Annotated in this window: 16 protein-coding genes; 15 read left to right on the forward strand and 1 reads right to left on the reverse strand. The window is 31.6% G+C overall.

Annotation, left to right across the window (positions count from 1 at the left end):
• Nucleotides 1-262 precede the first annotated feature (262 nt).
• From C3E90_RS07585 to C3E90_RS07655, 15 genes are all read left to right on the forward strand, one after another.
• The gene (locus C3E90_RS07585) at nt 263-625 is read left to right on the forward strand and encodes a GrdX family protein (protein ID WP_236915044.1); all 363 of its coding nucleotides are present in this window, start codon (nt 263-265) and stop codon (nt 623-625) included.
• 37 nt (nt 626-662) lie between these two features.
• Complete coding sequence (locus C3E90_RS07590) at nt 663-1,949, forward strand: glycine/sarcosine/betaine reductase component B subunit (RefSeq protein ID WP_236915045.1); 1,287 nt, start codon at nt 663-665, stop codon at nt 1,947-1,949.
• A gap of 24 nt (nt 1,950-1,973) precedes the next feature.
• Nucleotides 1,974-3,281, forward strand: coding sequence for a glycine/betaine/sarcosine/D-proline family reductase selenoprotein B (locus tag C3E90_RS07595; RefSeq protein ID WP_236915046.1), 1,308 nt, complete (start codon nt 1,974-1,976; stop codon nt 3,279-3,281).
• Between the two features lie 228 nt (nt 3,282-3,509).
• Nucleotides 3,510-4,847, forward strand: a complete 1,338-nt coding sequence (locus C3E90_RS07600; RefSeq protein WP_236915047.1) for a sodium-dependent transporter — start codon at nt 3,510-3,512, stop codon at nt 4,845-4,847.
• A gap of 190 nt (nt 4,848-5,037) precedes the next feature.
• On the forward strand, nt 5,038-6,465 hold the full coding sequence (locus C3E90_RS07605; protein ID WP_236915048.1) for a sigma-54 interaction domain-containing protein: 1,428 nt from the start codon (nt 5,038-5,040) through the stop codon (nt 6,463-6,465).
• Between the two features lie 288 nt (nt 6,466-6,753).
• Nucleotides 6,754-7,470: an isochorismatase family protein gene (locus C3E90_RS07610; protein WP_236915049.1), complete on the forward strand. Its 717-nt coding sequence runs from the start codon at nt 6,754-6,756 to the stop codon at nt 7,468-7,470.
• A gap of 118 nt (nt 7,471-7,588) precedes the next feature.
• The gene (locus C3E90_RS07615) at nt 7,589-8,281 is read left to right on the forward strand and encodes a DUF5058 family protein (RefSeq protein ID WP_236915050.1); all 693 of its coding nucleotides are present in this window, start codon (nt 7,589-7,591) and stop codon (nt 8,279-8,281) included.
• 19 nt (nt 8,282-8,300) lie between these two features.
• Complete coding sequence (locus C3E90_RS07620; protein ID WP_236915051.1) at nt 8,301-8,981, forward strand: hypothetical protein; 681 nt, start codon at nt 8,301-8,303, stop codon at nt 8,979-8,981.
• 266 nt (nt 8,982-9,247) lie between these two features.
• Nucleotides 9,248-10,879: an MBL fold metallo-hydrolase RNA specificity domain-containing protein gene (locus C3E90_RS07625; RefSeq protein ID WP_236915052.1), complete on the forward strand. Its 1,632-nt coding sequence runs from the start codon at nt 9,248-9,250 to the stop codon at nt 10,877-10,879.
• Nucleotides 10,880-10,898: 19 nt separating this feature from the next.
• Nucleotides 10,899-11,312: a hypothetical protein gene (locus C3E90_RS07630; protein ID WP_236915053.1), complete on the forward strand. Its 414-nt coding sequence runs from the start codon at nt 10,899-10,901 to the stop codon at nt 11,310-11,312.
• A gap of 78 nt (nt 11,313-11,390) precedes the next feature.
• Nucleotides 11,391-11,972 (forward strand): HDIG domain-containing metalloprotein, encoded by a 582-nt coding sequence (locus C3E90_RS07635; protein WP_236915054.1) that lies wholly within the window; start codon nt 11,391-11,393, stop codon nt 11,970-11,972.
• Between the two features lie 199 nt (nt 11,973-12,171).
• On the forward strand, nt 12,172-13,461 hold the full coding sequence (locus tag C3E90_RS07640) for an MFS transporter (protein ID WP_236915055.1): 1,290 nt from the start codon (nt 12,172-12,174) through the stop codon (nt 13,459-13,461).
• Complete coding sequence (locus C3E90_RS07645) at nt 13,451-14,554, forward strand: ArsR/SmtB family transcription factor (RefSeq protein ID WP_236915056.1); 1,104 nt, start codon at nt 13,451-13,453, stop codon at nt 14,552-14,554. The genes C3E90_RS07640 and C3E90_RS07645 overlap by 11 nt, the downstream gene beginning before the upstream one ends.
• Before the next feature lie 31 nt (nt 14,555-14,585).
• A complete protein-coding gene (locus C3E90_RS07650; RefSeq protein WP_236915057.1) occupies nt 14,586-14,942 on the forward strand; it encodes a DUF3221 domain-containing protein in 357 nt (118 codons plus the stop codon).
• 11 nt (nt 14,943-14,953) lie between these two features.
• Complete coding sequence (locus C3E90_RS07655) at nt 14,954-15,451, forward strand: GAF domain-containing protein (protein WP_236915058.1); 498 nt, start codon at nt 14,954-14,956, stop codon at nt 15,449-15,451.
• A gap of 63 nt (nt 15,452-15,514) precedes the next feature.
• Here the strand turns inward: C3E90_RS07655 and C3E90_RS07660 are convergent, their stop codons facing one another.
• Nucleotides 15,515-16,864 (reverse strand): transglutaminase-like domain-containing protein, encoded by a 1,350-nt coding sequence (locus C3E90_RS07660; RefSeq protein ID WP_236915059.1) that lies wholly within the window; start codon nt 16,862-16,864, stop codon nt 15,515-15,517.
• Nucleotides 16,865-16,953: the final 89 nt, after the last annotated feature.

Below are 16,953 nucleotides of genomic sequence, written 5' to 3' on the forward strand. Positions count from 1 at the left end.
AAAAAATTTTAAAAAAACCTATGAAGAATAGCATACTAGCAGAAAATATAAAATTAAATAGCAAATAGGGATTGACAAAAGATTAACTTTATGAAAAAATGTTAAATATACTATTGAAATACAAATGAAATACATATAAAATACAATTAGGAAACACATCAACAAAGAAATGGATTATAAAATACCAAAACCAATATGGATATTATGCATTACTATTTTTAAACATGATGATGAGTAAAAACTATATGAGAGGTGGGATTACGTGAAATATAAAATTGTAACCAATAATCCGCTTGTGAAAGAATCTGAAAATATATGTTTTGTAGAAGGTTCTTTTGAGGATGTGTTAATTAAAGTTAGAGATTTGGTCTATGAAGGTGTAGAGTTAATTAGTCATCCTTTAGGTGCTAGCATGAGAATGTTATATTCTCCTTACCGTTCCATATTAGTTGGAAAGAAGAACAATACAATAAACCCTTCTCATATTGAAACAATTGAAAACAGCATTATAAATTATAAGAAAAATTTGAAGGCTAGAAAAGTAGATTGGGTTCATGCTGATGATTATGCTTTAATTGATAATGAACTTTTAAAGTCCACGCTTAGAGACTTAGAAGTTTATTAATATAATCAATACTTTTAAAAACTTTGGAGGTGATTTTTTGAAACTAGAACTTAGAAGGATTCATATTAAGGATATCCAACTTGGTAAAGAAACTTTTGTTAAAGATGGTGTATTAACGGTAAATGAAGAAGAACTAATTAAAAAATTAATGGAAGATGATAGGGTTAAAGACATAAAAATTGACATCGCAAGACCAGGAGAAAAGGTAAGAATTATCCCAGTTAAAGACGTAATTGAACCTAGGGTAAAAATTGAAGGATCTGGAAATGGATTTCCAGGAGTAACCACTAAAATGGCTCAATTAGGGGAAGGTAAAGTAAATGTACTATATGGTGCAGCTGTAGTTACAGTAGGAGATATAGTAGGGTTTCAAGAAGGCGTTATAGATATGTGGGGAGAAGGTGCAAAATGGACACCTTTTTCAAAGACATTCAACTTAGTAATAGACATTACTCCAGTTGAAGGATTAGATCCACATACTCATGAAGCAACTGTAAGGTCAGTAGGTCTAAAAGCTGCTGAACTTATAGGTGAAGCAGGAAGAGAAGTTGAACCAGATGAAATATTAACCTATGAAATAGGGAGTCATGCTGAGGAAACTAAAAAATATCCTAATTTGCCAAAAGTATTATATGTAGAAATGCTAATTTCTCAAGGGTTACTTCATGATGGATATATTTATGGTGTTAACAGTCAAAAAATATTACCAACATTATTACATCCAAATGAAGAACTTGATGGTGCTGTAATTAGTGGTAACTGCGTTGCTGCCTGTGATAAGATTACAACTTATCAACACCAAAACAACTCAGTAATATTAGATTTATATGCACAACATGGAAAGACATTAAACTTTATGGGAGTAGTATTGACACCAGAACTTACTACTTTGGAAGGTAAGTTTAGAACATGTGATTATACATCAAAACTATGTAAGATGATTGGTGCAGATGGAGTCATAGTATCAGAGGAAGGTTATGGCAATCCTGATTCAGATTTACTAATGATTTGTAAGAGACTAGAAGATGCAGGAATAAAAACGGTTTTAATCACAGATGAATGTTCAGGTAGAGATGGAATGAGTCAACCTTTAGCAGATACAGCAAAAGAAGCAGTAGCTGTTGTATCAGGAGGTAATGTAAGCCATGTAGTTACTTTACCACCAGCTGAAAAAGTTATAGGAAATGCTAAATCCATAGCAACTTTAGCAGGAGGCTGGGATGGAGCATTACTTGAAGATGGAACATTAATGTGTGAATTAAATGCAGTAATCGGGTCTACATCAGAAATAGGTTATCATTACTGTACAGCTAAACTTTATTAATTAATATTGAAAGGAGGATGGAAAATGACAGAAAAATTTAAGGTATTATACTATGTAAACCAGTTTTTTGGGCAAATAGGTGGCGAAGATAAAGCAGGAATAGAGCCAATGTATAAAGAAGAAATTATAGGACCAGCAATGGGTTTCAATGGCTTACTAGGAGATGAAGGAGAAGTAATTGGAACATTAATTTGTGGGGACAACTATTTCAATGAAAACAAAGAAGAAGCTTTAGAATATATACTTAAAGTTGTCAAAGAGAATAATCCGGATATTGTTGTAACAGGTCCAGCTTTTAATGCTGGTAGATATGGAATGGCTTGTGCAGAGATTGCAAAAGCTGTAGTAGAAGAATTAAATATTCCAGTAGTTTCAGGTATGTATATAGAAAATCCAGGATTAGACGTTTGTAAAAGCGTAGCAATTGTAGCAGAAACAATAGACTCAGCTGCTGGCATGCGTAAAGCATTGCCCGTTATGGCAAAACTAGTAAAGAAAATTGCAAAGGGAGAAGCATTAGGATTACCAGAAGAAGAAGGCTATATTCCACAAGGTAAAAGGCTTACAGTCTTTGTAGATAAAAGAGGATCTCAGAGAGCAGTAGAAATGTTATTGGCTCGTTTAAATGATGAAGAATTTCAAACAGAATTGCCAATGCCAGTATTTGACACTGTAGAACCTGCTGCACCAATAAAAGATTTAAGTAAAGCAACTATTGCATTAGTTACTAGTGGTGGTATGGTTCCTTTAGGAAATCCAGATAGAATCCAATCAGCAAGTGCTCAAAAATGGGGTAAATATGATGTAAGTAAAAGAGATTCACTTACTGGAGAATATTGTACAATCCATGGTGGATTTGACCCAGTATATGCTAATGCATTGCCAGATAGGGTAGCACCATTAGATATGTTGAAAGAATTCGAAAAAGAAGGTTTTATAGGAAAGGTATTTGAATACTTCTATACAACTACAGGTACTGGAACATCTGTTGGAAATTCAGTTAAATTTGGTACTGAAATAGGTAAGGAATTAAAAGAAGCTGGAGTAGATGGTGTTATTTTAACTTCAACCTGAGGCACCTGTACACGTTGCGGTGCAACGATGGTAAAAGAAATTGAAAGGTATGGCATACCTATTGTTCATATGGCTACAATCACCACTATTTCAGAATCTGTAGGAGCAAATAGAATAGTTCCAACTGTTGCAATACCTCATCCAGTTGGAAATCCAGATCTTCCAGCTGAAGAGGAATTAGAATTAAGGCGTAGAATGGTTAAAAAAGCTTTAAATGCTCTAAGTACAGAAGTTTCTGAACCGACACAATTTGAATAAAGTTTTTATTTTAGACCACTCCCTTCCTTCACCTCTCCTTTGGGAGGAACGGTATTAAAATAAAATAACAATAAATAAATAATCTTATGATAAATCCGATTCTTTCCTTCACCTCTCCTTTGGGGAGAGTCGGATTTAGAAGATTTTTATTTTTTAAGTTTTATGTTAAAAATTTAACTTATTGTATAAATGAACGGAACTAAAAAATAAAGTTGAGGAGTGTAGAATATGGAAAAAAGAGAAAATTGGGGAAGTAGATTTGGTTTTATTATGGCAGCTGCAGGTTTTTCAATTGGACTTGGGAATATATGGAGATTCCCTTATTTAACAGGAGTTAATGGTGGCGGTGCATTCGTATTTGTATATTTGATAATCTGTTTATTAATTGGTATTCCTCTATTTACAATGGAAATGAGCTTAGGCCGTAAAACTCAATTAAACCCTGTAGAAGGTATGAGGTCTTTAACTAAAAAAGGAAGTATTTGGGTAGCCTTTGGATGGCTAGGGGTACTTTCTGCATTCGTAATTTTAACTTATTATATGCAAATTATGGGATGGCTTTTAGCATATTTATTTAAGATGGTTTCCGGTTCATTAAGCGGATTGACAGCAGAAGGCTATACACAAGCTTTCACAGATTTTACTTCTAACACGGTTTTAGTAGCAGTATCTACCTTGGCATGTGTTATTATTGTAGCTTTAATCTCATCAAAAGGGTTAGAAAAAGGTATCGAAAAAGCATGTAAGTTTTTGATGCCAACTTTATTTACTATGTTAATCATATTAGCTATTAGGTCCCTAACACTTCCTGGAGCAATGGAAGGATTAAAATGGTATCTAAGAGTTGATTTTTCAAAGATAAATGGACAAGTATTATTAGCTGCATTAGGACAATGTTTCTTTTCTATTGGTATAGCTAGCGGTGGTGCATTTATATATGGTAGTTATCTTAAAAAAGATAGCAATATTCCAACAGATGCTATTATTATAATTGGGTTTGATACATTAGCAGCATTAATTGCAGGTATTGTTATATTCCCAGCAATATTTGCATTAGGGTTAGAACCAAATGCTGGAGCAAGTTTGTTGTTTGTAACTATGTCAAATTTATTTTCACATTTACCAGCTGGGAATATTTTTGGAGGAATGTTTTTCTTATTGGTATTCTTTGCTGCACTATCATCTGCATTAGGATATTTAGAACCTGTTGTAATGACTTGTACTGAATTATTTAAGATGGATAGAAAGAAAGCTGTTTGGTTAAGTTTGATAGTTATATTTGTAGTAGGTTTCCCAACTATAATGGCTCAAGGCCCATGGTCAGATATTCTAATTGGAGGAAGAAACTTTTTTGATTTTGCAGATTATCTTTCCGGTAACATTATGATGCCTTTAGGAGCTTTAGTTTTAGCTTTCTATACTTTATTTGTTTGGAAATTTGAGAAATATCAGGAAGAAACAAATATAGGGGCATCAAAGTTTAAAGTATTTAGTTGGTGGGGTCCATTGGTTAAGATATTAATTCCAGTGGCATTAGTTATAATTTTTATAACAGGAATATTCTAGATAAGTATAAATTAAAGCAGTGTAGTAGATTGTCTATTACACTGCTTTGAATTATCAGCATTAATTTGGCTGGAATATTATGATTAAATTAACATATTAAGTGAAATATATTTTCTTGTAATTGGTAAAGGTGTGTTATAAAATTAAAAAGTAACAAGCTTATGTAAACTATTATGAGGAGGAATTTTTTATGGCATCTTTAATGAATAAAGATGAATTAATAGACCCTCAATATAAAGAGATGTTTATAAAAGCATTAAATGCTTCTTCTGATGGGATATTGATTTGTGATAATAAAGGAAATGTACTTTATGTGAACCATGCATATGAGAATACAACGGGATTAAAAAGAGATGATTTATTAGGTAGGAACTTAAAAATGCTGTTAGAACAAAAGCTTTTCAATAAAGCTGCTTCTCTTTCTGTGCTAGAAAATCAAAAACCTTTTTCACTTATTCATCAATATGTTACTGGCAAATCTGCCTTAACTACTGCAAATCCTATTTTTAACGAAGATGGGGAACTTCTAGGAGTAGTTTGTAATACAAGAAACATTACAGAGCTTGTACACATAAGAAGGGAATTGGAAAAAACTAAAGAACTTACTCAAAAATATTCCGATGAGTTGCAAAAACTCAGAGAAGAACAATTGAAATGTGAGGGATTAATTTATAAAAGCCAAACAATGGCAGAAACCCTTAAATTTGCTTCAAAGGTATCAGATTTTGATAGTACCGTATTGATTACTGGAGAATCGGGTACTGGTAAGGAAGTATTAGCAAAGTTCATTCATCAACATAGTCCAAGAAAAGATGGACCTTTTATAAAAGTCAATTGTTCAGCTATACCAGCGGAATTATTTGAATCTGAGCTATTTGGATATGTTCCAGGCTCATTTACAGGGGCCTCTTCACAAGGCAAAACTGGTATGTTTGAATTAGCTGACGGAGGAACCATATTATTGGATGAAATAGGTGAATTAGACTTATCTGTTCAACCTAAATTGCTAAGGGTATTACAAGAGATGGAGGTCCATCCTGTAGGGGCTGAAAAGCCTATAAAAATAGATATAAGGGTTTTAGCAGCTACAAATGTAAATCTAGGTGAAGCAGTTAAAGAAGGATGTTTTAGAGAAGATTTATTCTTTAGATTGAATGTACTACCAATCAAAATACCACCATTAAGAGAACGAAAAGAAGATGTTAATGAAATTGCTTCACATTTTTTAGAAAAATTAAATAGAAAATATAAGAAAAACATTACTTTTACTTCTGAGGTAGAACATATATTGACCAATTATTCATGGCCAGGAAATGTAAGAGAATTAGAAAACTTAGTTGAATATCTTTTTATTGTAAATCCTAGTGACCAAATAACTGTAGAACAGCTTCCATCTTGGGTACTAACGGAACATGTGATGGAAGAATATATTTGTGAAAATGGTGATTGTACTCCAAGGTTAAATTATATGTTAGACATGTATGAAAAAAATATTATTACCTTTGCATTAAGAAAGCATAATTCTGTGAAAGAAACAGCTAAAACTCTAGATATCCATCCGTCTACTCTATTTAGAAAAATAAAAAAGCATAATATTAATACGGATTTTTTAGATTGATATATTTTTTATTAAAAAGTCGCAATTTTGCGATTGTGGATAACTTGATTGCAAATTTGCAAAACCTTGTAGTCAACAGGTGTTGAGAAAATACCAAAACGTACTGTTGCAAAATCGCGACTCTATAATTAAATAAAAAAACATTGTTTTGGCTAAATTCTCCCTTTTTGAAAGTTGGCACGGTACTTGCTATATATAAGGGCAAGAAGTTCAATACTAAATATAAAAATGCACTATACAAATTGGTGTAAAGGTATTGAAAAATAAAATTAAAGGGAGGATTTATAAATGAAAAACGAAAAATTTGTTGACAAAGGTGGACAATATAATTTTGATACCGAATTATTAGAAAAGGCTTTTGAAGAAGCAAGAAAGATTTACAAAGAAAGAGGATTCCAAACTAGAATGGGTTATGGTAAAGCTCCTGCTATAACAACTGTAGACATGGCAAAAGCTTGGATGTCAGATGGCCATCCATTTACATGTGAAAACAATGAAGAAGTTTGTGCTAACGCTCTTAAGGTATTAGAAGCTGCAAGAAAATCAGGAGTACCTATTTTCCATACAACTACTGGTTATGTAGGAAAAGAACAATGGGATTTACCAAGATGGGACGAAAAAATTCCTATGCATACATTAGATATTAACTCAGAATGGATGGAAATTGATCCTAAGTTAAAACCAAGACCAGAAGAACCAGTTATTCACAAAAAATATGCTAGTAACTTCTTTGGAACACATTTAGCTCAAACTTTATATAAATTAGGAGTTGACACTGTAATAGTAATGGGAGCTACTTCCTGTGCATGTGTTAGACATACTGTAATGGACTCAACAGGACATGGATTTAAGACAATAGTTCCTGAAGGAACAGTAGGCGATAGAGTACCTGGAGTTATTGCTTGGAACCTATTTGATATGGATGCTAAATTTGCTGACGTTGAACCATTAGAAACTGTAGTTAAATATTTAGAAGGTATTGATAGTAGCGTATATAATAGATAATCTGCTAACAATATATATATCTAGTTAAAATTATAGGGGACACCAAACGAGCTAAGCTTAATAAGGTGTCCCTTAGATATAAATTCTACTAACTGTGAAGTTAGAAAGGAGAATTAATATGAAAGACTATTTAGAAATTGCAAATGATCCAATGCTATGGGTAATGGCAATACCTGCAGTGGCAATGGTTGGAATTCAAGCTTATTTGTTTTCAAAAAGAGCATTTAATGCTTCTAGGACAACAAGCTTAACAAAAGAGCAGTGCAGAAAAGCTTTTAAAGTTGGAGCAGTATCTGCTATAGGGCCTTCCCTTTCAGTATTTGTTGTTATGATTGCCATGATGGCAGTTATAGGTGGACCAGTTACATGGTTAAGATTATCCTTTATAGGAGCAGCGCCAACGGAATTAACAGCATCAACTATTGGTGCTAAGGCTATGGGGGTTGAATTTGGTTCTCCTGAATACGACGTAACAGCTTTTGCTTCATCAGTATGGACCATGACATTAAATGGTTGTGGATGGTTAATATTCTGCGGATTATTTACTCATAAATTAGATAGATTACAAGATAAGGTAGCAGGTGGAGATACAGTACTAATGGGGCAAATTTGTGGTGCAGCCATATTAGGAACAGCTTCATATTTAGTAATGAGTAATTCAAAAGCAGGTTTTGATAGATTTGTGGCAGCATTAGTAGCTGCAATTGCGATGATTATACTTGATAAGGTATCAGATAAATTACCAAAACTTAAAGAATATAATTTAGGAATATCAATGATAGTTGGAATGTTTATAGCTGTTTTAATTTAATGGTTAAGGAGGGATAACATTGGAAAAAGATAATTTAAACTCATATGAAGAGGTATTTACAAATAAAATAATAAAAACTGGACGTTGGACATTATTAGCAGCAATTCCATTATGTTTACTACCTGCAATATACCTTTGGATTAGATATGGAGCAATTCCGCCAGTTAAGACAATATTTACAGCTTGGTTCATGATTGCCTCTATATATGGAGTTGAATATTTTGCCACTCCAATTTCATACTTTCCTATTTTAGGAATGTCAGGAACATATATGTCTTTTCTATCTGGTAATATTGCAAATGTAAGAGTACCTTGTGCTGTAGTTGCTCAAGAAGTTATAGGCGCTGAACCAGGAACCAACGAAGGTGAATTGGTTGCAACATTGGGTATAGCTGGATCTATAATAACAAATTTAGTAGTAGTAACAATTGCTGCTCTAGCAGGCAATGCTTTAATTTCATACTTCCCACCAGTAGTAATAAAGGCTTTTGACTATGTATTACCAGCAATTTTTGGAGCATTATTTTCTTTGTTTGCAGTAAAGTATCCAAAGTATGGAATCTTCGGAATGGTAGTCTCAGCATTTTTGGTAATAGTAATAGGAGTACTACCAACCTGGCTTGTCGTGCCATTATGTTCCTTTAGTACAATAGGTTATGCAATATATTCATATAAGCATAAAAAAGTACAAAAAGCATAGTAAAAGATTAATTTGAAATATTATGGAATGATTAATCAAATAAAAAAACTCATATTTATCAATTATAGAATAAAACAAATAATCTTTTAAGGGGAACTTTATTAATAAATTATAAAGTTCCTTTTTCAATCTTCAAAAGGAATAATACAAAGAAAAACAAACCTTCCAAATATCATTGATTATAGAATATCGAATTTTTTAAATATTGAAAAAACCAATATAAATTGATATATTATTAGTATATTCAATAATGGGGAGGCGTTTTTGTGGACGTTCAATTTTGTGGTGCTGCAAAGGTAGTCACTGGTTCAAATTATCTACTTACTACAGATAAATACAAGATTCTTATAGACTGTGGTATGTTTCAAGGAAGTGAAGAACTAGAAAGATTAAATTTTGAACCTTTTACTTATAATCCATCAGAGATAGATTATCTAATATTATCTCATGCTCACATAGATCATAGTGGAAGGATTCCTAAACTAATAAAAGATGGTTTTAAAGGCAGAATAATATCAACAAAACCAACCTATGATTTATGCAAGATAATGCTTATGGATTCAGCTAAAATTCAAGAAGCAGATGTAGAATGGGAAAATAGAAAAAGACAAAGAGCTGGGAAAAAACCAATTGAACCATTATATACTATTGAAGAAGCTGAGATTAGTCTAAAGTTTTTTGAAACCTATCTATATGACCAAAAGATAATTGTCAACGAGGATATCCAGTTAACCTTTAAAGATGCAGGACATATGCTAGGTTCATCTATTATAGAGTTATGGATTAGGGATAAGGGAGATTATGTAAAAGTTGTATTTTCTGGAGATTTGGGAATGCCTAACAGGCCTATAATCAAAGACCCAGAATATGTAGATGAGGCTGATTATTTAATAATAGAGTCAACTTATGGAGATAGGATACATGAAGAATTTAATCGAAGTACTGAAAAATTAGTAGATATAATAAATAAAACTGTAGTTAGAGGTGGTACGGTAATCATACCTTCTTTTGCTGTAGGTAGAACACAGGAATTGATTTATAAACTAAATAAGTACTATGAATACAATGAAGAGATAGAAGAATACATGAAGATTCCAATTTATGTAGACAGTCCTATGGCTGTAATGGCTACAGAAGCTTTTCAGGTCAATTCTAGTAGTTTTGATGATGAGGCAAAAGAGCTTATTCTAAAGGGAGATAATCCATTCCAGTTCCCTAATTTAAGATATATTAAAGACCAAAAAGAATCTATGGCATTAAATAAGTATAAATTTCCTAAGGTAATAATCTCTTCTAGTGGTATGGCAACAGCAGGTAGAGTTAGACACCATTTGAAACATAATCTATGGGATGGGAAAAATAGTTTAGTATTTGTAGGTTATCAAGCAGAAGGTACATTAGGAAGAATAATATTAAATGGTGCAAAAAAGGTAAAAATATTGGGAGAAGAAGTAGCTGTGAAAGCTGAAGTTTATGATTTAGAAGGTTTTTCTGGTCATGCAGATCAAACTATGCTCATTGATTGGATAAGAAAATTTAAAATGAAACCAGAAAAGATTTTTGTTGTCCATGGTGAAGAAAAGTCTTCTAATACTTTATCTAATTTAATAGAAGAAGAATTCAATATCGAAACCATAATACCAAATATAGGAGATAAATTTAATATAGAGAAACAAAGTATAGAATTAACTAAAAGAGTAGCAAAAGAGCCTTTAGATTTAGAAGAAAATATAATAAGGGATTTAGAATATATATACAATCAATTCCAATCATTAAACGCTAGAAAGGACAAATTAACAGATCGAAAATTATTAGAAAAGGAATATGATTCTCTTAAAAATATATTGATTTTACTTCAACAAAATTTAATGGACTTAAATATGATGATTGGCAAATAAACTCTGGGAGAAGAAGTGAATGATTAATAAATTTGAAGAAAAGTTAAAAAACATAAAACTACTAATAGAAAAGTTTACAATCATAATAGAAGTTTTATTAGCTCTGTTAATAATATTTACTGTTATATTAAGCATTAAAGATTTAATAGTACTAGGGATTAATGTATTTATAACAGAAGCAAATGCCAGCTATGAGATATTACAAGGATTTTTATCTCATACCCTTTTATTGGTAGTAGGCTTAGAGTTGGCCATAATGCTAATAAGCCATACTCCAGGGAAAGTTTTGCAAGTTATATTATACGCTATAGCAAGAAAGATGTTGGTCAGCAGTGCAAATATGGCAGATATATTATTAGGGGTTATTGCATTAGCTTTAATATTCATTACGGATAAATATTTGCATACAAAGGAGACAAAAAGGATGTTATAGCATGGGTTTTTCTTGACATTATGGTAGAAAAGCCTTATATTTGATTTAAATATCTTTGCACAAGGGGTGTTAATTAATATGAGTAAATATATTCCAACTAGAGAAGAGGCTTTTGAATTATTAAAGGAGTATAATAAAAATGAAAGCCTAATAAAACATGCTTTAGCAGTGGAAGGGGTTATGATTCATTTTGCAGAATTGTTAGGAGAAGAAGATAAAGAAAAATGGGCTGTAATAGGCCTTATTCATGACTTGGATTATGAAATGTATCCAGAAGAACATTGTATTAAGACTAAAGAAATATTAACTGAAAGAAATTGGCCAGAAGAATATATAAGAACTATTATTAGTCATGGATGGGGGATATGTACCGATGTAGAGCCTGTGGAGACAATAGACAAGGTATTATATACAGTTGATGAATTAACGGGATTAATAGCTGCTACAGCTTTAGTAAGACCAAGTAAAAGCGTTTTAGATATGAAGCCAAAATCCGTAAAGAAAAAATGGAATCAAAGTAGTTTTGCAGCAGGGGTGGATAGATCTATCATAGAAAAAGGTGCAGAAATGTTGGGTATGGAATTAAATTCAGTAATAGCTGAAACCATTAAAGGAATGCAAAAAGTAGCAGAGGAAATTGGATTAAAGGGAAATATTTAAGTTTATGAATTTGGGTCGCAATGAAATATGCGGCTCTTTTTTATTGCCTAGGAATAGGAAAGCATACTTCCCAGACAAAAAATACAATTATAAAAGTTTCAACCCCTGACTAACAATTAGACAAACATCAAATTTATATATTGACATACAACACATATCAATATATAATATAATCAACTAATAATACGGAGGTTATATTATGAATATAAAACTTATCAAACGAAAAGATTTCTCTTTATTGATATTAGGGAAGTTGGTATCCTTACTTGGAAGTAATATGCAACAGTTTGCTCTATCTTTATACGTCCTTGAACTGACTGGGTCTGCAACCATATTTGCATCTATTCTATCCATATCAATTCTTCCTAGGCTACTATTATCGCCTATTGCTGGAGTATTTGGGGATTGGTTTGATAGGAAAAAAACTATAGTATTACTGGATTTATTAAACTTCATAATAATTGGCATATATGCAGCTGTTTTTTCTTTAAAAGGAAGTATAACTATACCTATGATATATGTGTTGGTTATTCTTTTGGAAATTACAGAAATATTCTTTGGTTCGGCCATGTCTGCTGTTATACCTAGCATGGTAGATAAAGAAGAATTATTGGAGGCAAATTCTTTCAACTCCCTAGTTATGAATATAGGTCAGTTACTGTCTCCAGTAATTGGAGCTGTTGTTTATGGAACATTCGGATTAAAAGTAGTTATGATAATTAATTCCATTAGCTTTTTGATATCAGCTATTAGTGAAATGTTTATAAACATTCCTAAAAAGCATAAAAAGCCAGAAAAAATCAGTATGAAGGCATTTAAAACGGACTTAATGGAAGGCATAAATATTATTAAGGGAAATAAATTTATTTCTACGATGATATCCTTAGGAACTATTATCAATTTTGTTGTTGCACCAGTTTTTTCAGTAGGGTTAATATTTATTATTAAGGAAGTATTAAAAGCAACGGACTTTCAATTTGGAATATTCCAAATGGTTTTGTCTGCTTCTATGATTGCTGCCCCAATCTTTGCTTCAGGCTATATAAAGAAAGTAAAAGTAGGTAGATTATGTTATTTGAGTTTTATTTCAATTGCATTATCCATATTGATTATGGCAGTAATTCCATCTAAGGCTATATTAGGTAGTTTCAAATCCAATTTAATACCATATATTCTTTTATCAATAATTTCTTTTATGGTTGGGGTATTTGCGACAATAGCTAATATCACTATGGGTACTATATTTAACCAGGTAACTCCTATCCAGTTGATGGGTAGAACATCTACCGTATTTAATTTAGCAGTTACTGTATTTATTCCAATAGGACAAATGCTTTTCGGCTATCTTTATGATATAATATCACCAAGTTATGTAATTGCAATAAGCGGGTTAATATTAATTGTTGCAGTTAGAAGGTATAAAGTTGCTTTAATGAAATTGGATGAACAGGAAGATGGGATAAGGGGAGATGTGATAAATGAAATTTAGATTTTATCCAAAGGAGAGTAAATTATACGATTTTTTACAGTTCCCAAGATTACTATATTATAGGGAGGGATTTGATAAATCAAAAGAGGATACAAATTATCAAGAAATACTTATAGAAGATTATCTAAGTTTTGTTAGCAAAGTGGAAGAAAGGTTAAAGCCTTTCGCAGAGGAAATAGAGAAATTTTATATGAAGGAATATTTAAGTGATTACGATTTTATAGATTTAATATCAAAGGTTACTGGAATATTTGGTTTTAAAGATGAAAAAGATTATCTGAATATGCTCTTATCTTTAGATGAATATGAGGTTAAAAGAGGTATCATCTATTCCATTATGCTAATAAACGATGGTTATCCCGACGATTTAGATGAAGCTATGAAAAAGGCTGATGAAATCAGCTTAGACTATAATGATATGATTGAATTTATTAAGGAATTACCTATTGAAGCAGGTTCTAAATGGAATTTTTTCTTAATAGTTGAAGAGCCTTTAAAATATATAGAAATGTATGTTAAACTAATGGAAAAATTATTACCTATTTTTGATGAAATCTATAATTCCTTTGAAGATGAAGTAAAGGATTATGGGGAATATTTAGTGAATTTTTTAAACGAAAAAGGGGCAGAAGGATTAGAAGAGATTACCTATTCAATTGTAAATATAAAATTATTAGATGATGAATATATGAATATATTGATTTCCCTAATATATCCCTACGCCCTTTCAATAGTCACTACTAGCAAAGTTAATTATACTGCATGGGGCTTGAGAATGGAAGAGGCCTTTAAAAGGATGAAGGAGATAAATGAAAATAAAACCCTTGAAAGAGTACAAATATTCAAAAACCTTGGAGACAAGACTAGATATGAAGTCTTAAAATTAATTGCAGCAGGGGAAACCTCTACCAAAGTAATTGCCAAAACTTTAGGAGTGTCAAGTGCAACTATTTCCTATCATATAAACAATTTTCTCACTTCAAAGGTGATAAAGATGGATAAGAATAATGATAAATTTGGGTATGTAGTTGACTATGAATTACTAGAAGATACAATAGAAGAGTTTAAAAAAGATTTAAGTTTCCCAAAATAGTATATAGAGAGATGGAGGTATATTTATCTTTATGAAAAAAATACTTTTAATATTATTAATCTTTTCCATAATTTTGAATACTACTGCTTGTGTGAAAGAATCAACGGAATCCATTGGTATAAGAGGGGAAATAAAGGAAATTTATACTGATGAGGATAGTTTATTAGTTCAAAGTATTTTAGTAGAAGGAGAAGTTCATGATGATACAATGTATGACAGTGCTCATATTACAATAACTAATGATACTGAAATTTTCAAAGGGGATGAAGAGGTAACAATAGAAGATATAGAGGAAGGGCTGACAGTGGAAGTCATTTTTGATGGAGCTGTAGCAGAATCCTATCCGGTACAGGGAATTGCAAAGAAAATTATAATTATTGAAGAATAAGGAGAATTATTATGTTTAAATTAGATTCTATTAAAGATATGAATGAGGAAGAAAGATTAAAATACATGAACCTTCTCTTAAAATCTCAGTTAAGCTCTGAAAAAAATGATTTAGCAAATATATCCAACGCTACGGGTATTATTATGGCTTGTATAGATAGGTTAAATTGGGCAGGATTCTATATATTAAGGGAAGATGAATTGGTATTAGGACCCTTCCAAGGGCTACCAGCTTGTAATAGGATAGAAATAGGGAAAGGAGTATGTGGCACAGCGGTTAAAACAAGGAAGATTCAACTAGTTCCTGATGTACATCTATTTCCAGGGCATATTGCTTGCGATGCAGCTTCTAACTCTGAGTTGGTTATACCAATTATAAAAGACGACACAGTATATGGAGTTTTAGATTTAGATAGTCCGGAAAAAGGAAGATTTACAGAATTAGAGAAAGACTATTTTACTAAATTTGTAAAGATATTGAACGAACATATAGATTGGCAAAATGTTTAAATAAGACAAGGGGACTAAAAACAAGACAAGGGGACGGTTCTCTTGTCTTGTTTTTACTAATATCTATTCCATTTTCCTTACCTCAATTATCTCTTGTATTACATCATACTCATCATAGAAAACAGGCCTATCCAAATATTCCATTTCTCCCTCCTGATTATCATAAGGATCTTGTCTTAAAAACTTCTTCTCAGGATAGAAGTTATAGTGAAATTCTGAGTTGGCAATCATTCTAAAGGGATCTAGGTTTCCAAAATAAAAATTCCATCTCTTTTCATTACCCCTTCTTAATGCTCCTCCACCAAAGGATGGATCAGCAAATACCCATCCATAAGGTTCTATATAAAACTCTGCCCAATCATGGCAACCTATACGGTTTGGATTGACAACTAAACCAGATTGCCATCTAGCTGGTATTCCAATTATTCTACAGAGGGTAATAAACAACATAGCTTGAATACCACAATCTCCTTTTAAATTGTAAGCAGCATATTCAGGTACATTGGTTATGGCTGCATATTGTCTTACATAAGAATATTGGACATTTTGAGTAATGTAATCATAAATCTTTCTAGCTTTAATCAATGGGTTTGTTTCCTCTTCAACTATTTCTTTTGCTAACTCGATTAATAAAGGTGTAAACTTTATATGAGGCAAATATTCTTCAGTATAAAAAGTAGGCTGATTTTTAGAAACCCTATCTGCTGATAGATCTTTGTATTTAATATGGCTTTCATAGGAATATTCAACGGTAAATTCATCTTCTCCTTTTACTATTTCCTCAAAACAGACAGTTCTTTGGGGATGATTTTCATGAGAAATAGCCTTAGGTTTATGAGAAGTATGTAATATATTGACATTTTTTATTTGCTGAGCACCTTGAGGTATAGGTAAATAAACTCTAATAGTTTCACCATTTCTAGCATATTCATCTTTTAATTTTAAACCAGTTTTAATATGAATAAAGTATTTTATCTCTCTCCTGTTAATGATTTCTTCTATAGTTTTATCTAATATATTAGAATCATCCGCTACAGGATTAATAAGTCTTGTTTTTAAAATGGGATGCACCTTAATAGAATTTTCCAAAAAATTTTTATGAAATGTAACTTTACCATCTATATAAATCCAATCTGCATATCTTCCATCTTTTAGAGACTCTAATTCTTCCTTGGTAAAATCTTGAATTTGATTTTGAGCTAAAGTCAATGCCTTATCAAAGGAATATATATAATCTTGCTTGAATCTTCTAATTCTATCTTTTTCAAAGGTTAGTCTATCCGTTAGTATCTTTGGGATATTTCTTGTCATATATAGATCTATCAATTCTAGAGCTTTAGAGAAATCACCAAATGCTACTAATCTGTTCACATCCTCTGGTAAATCAACCATCAAAAATTTTAATTTATTCATCTGTATCCCCCCAATATTATATTACTACTTTAATCTATTATATAGATAATCATATAAAATTGGAAGTATAATAAAAGAGATAATAAATA

It is taken from the genome of Clostridium sp. Cult2, assembly GCF_021655075.1.
Taxonomy (GTDB): domain Bacteria; phylum Bacillota; class Clostridia; order Tissierellales; family Tepidimicrobiaceae; genus Schnuerera.

What these genes read in the sequence shown, in the direction of transcription:
- C3E90_RS07600 (WP_236915047.1), top strand. Translation starts at nt 3,510, where the DNA reads ATGGAAAAAAGAGAAAATTGGGGAAGTAGATTTGGTTTTATTATGGCA.
- C3E90_RS07605 (WP_236915048.1), top strand. Translation starts at nt 5,038, where the DNA reads ATGGCATCTTTAATGAATAAAGATGAATTAATAGACCCTCAATATAAA.
- C3E90_RS07610 (WP_236915049.1), top strand. Translation starts at nt 6,754, where the DNA reads ATGAAAAACGAAAAATTTGTTGACAAAGGTGGACAATATAATTTTGAT.
- C3E90_RS07615 (WP_236915050.1), top strand. Translation starts at nt 7,589, where the DNA reads ATGAAAGACTATTTAGAAATTGCAAATGATCCAATGCTATGGGTAATG.
- C3E90_RS07630 (WP_236915053.1), top strand. Translation starts at nt 10,899, where the DNA reads ATGATTAATAAATTTGAAGAAAAGTTAAAAAACATAAAACTACTAATA.
- C3E90_RS07635 (WP_236915054.1), top strand. Translation starts at nt 11,391, where the DNA reads ATGAGTAAATATATTCCAACTAGAGAAGAGGCTTTTGAATTATTAAAG.
- C3E90_RS07640 (WP_236915055.1), top strand. Translation starts at nt 12,172, where the DNA reads ATGAATATAAAACTTATCAAACGAAAAGATTTCTCTTTATTGATATTA.
- C3E90_RS07645 (WP_236915056.1), top strand. Translation starts at nt 13,451, where the DNA reads ATGAAATTTAGATTTTATCCAAAGGAGAGTAAATTATACGATTTTTTA.
- C3E90_RS07650 (WP_236915057.1), top strand. Translation starts at nt 14,586, where the DNA reads ATGAAAAAAATACTTTTAATATTATTAATCTTTTCCATAATTTTGAAT.
- C3E90_RS07655 (WP_236915058.1), top strand. Translation starts at nt 14,954, where the DNA reads ATGTTTAAATTAGATTCTATTAAAGATATGAATGAGGAAGAAAGATTA.
- C3E90_RS07660 (WP_236915059.1), bottom strand. Translation starts at nt 16,864, where the DNA reads ATGAATAAATTAAAATTTTTGATGGTTGATTTACCAGAGGATGTGAAC.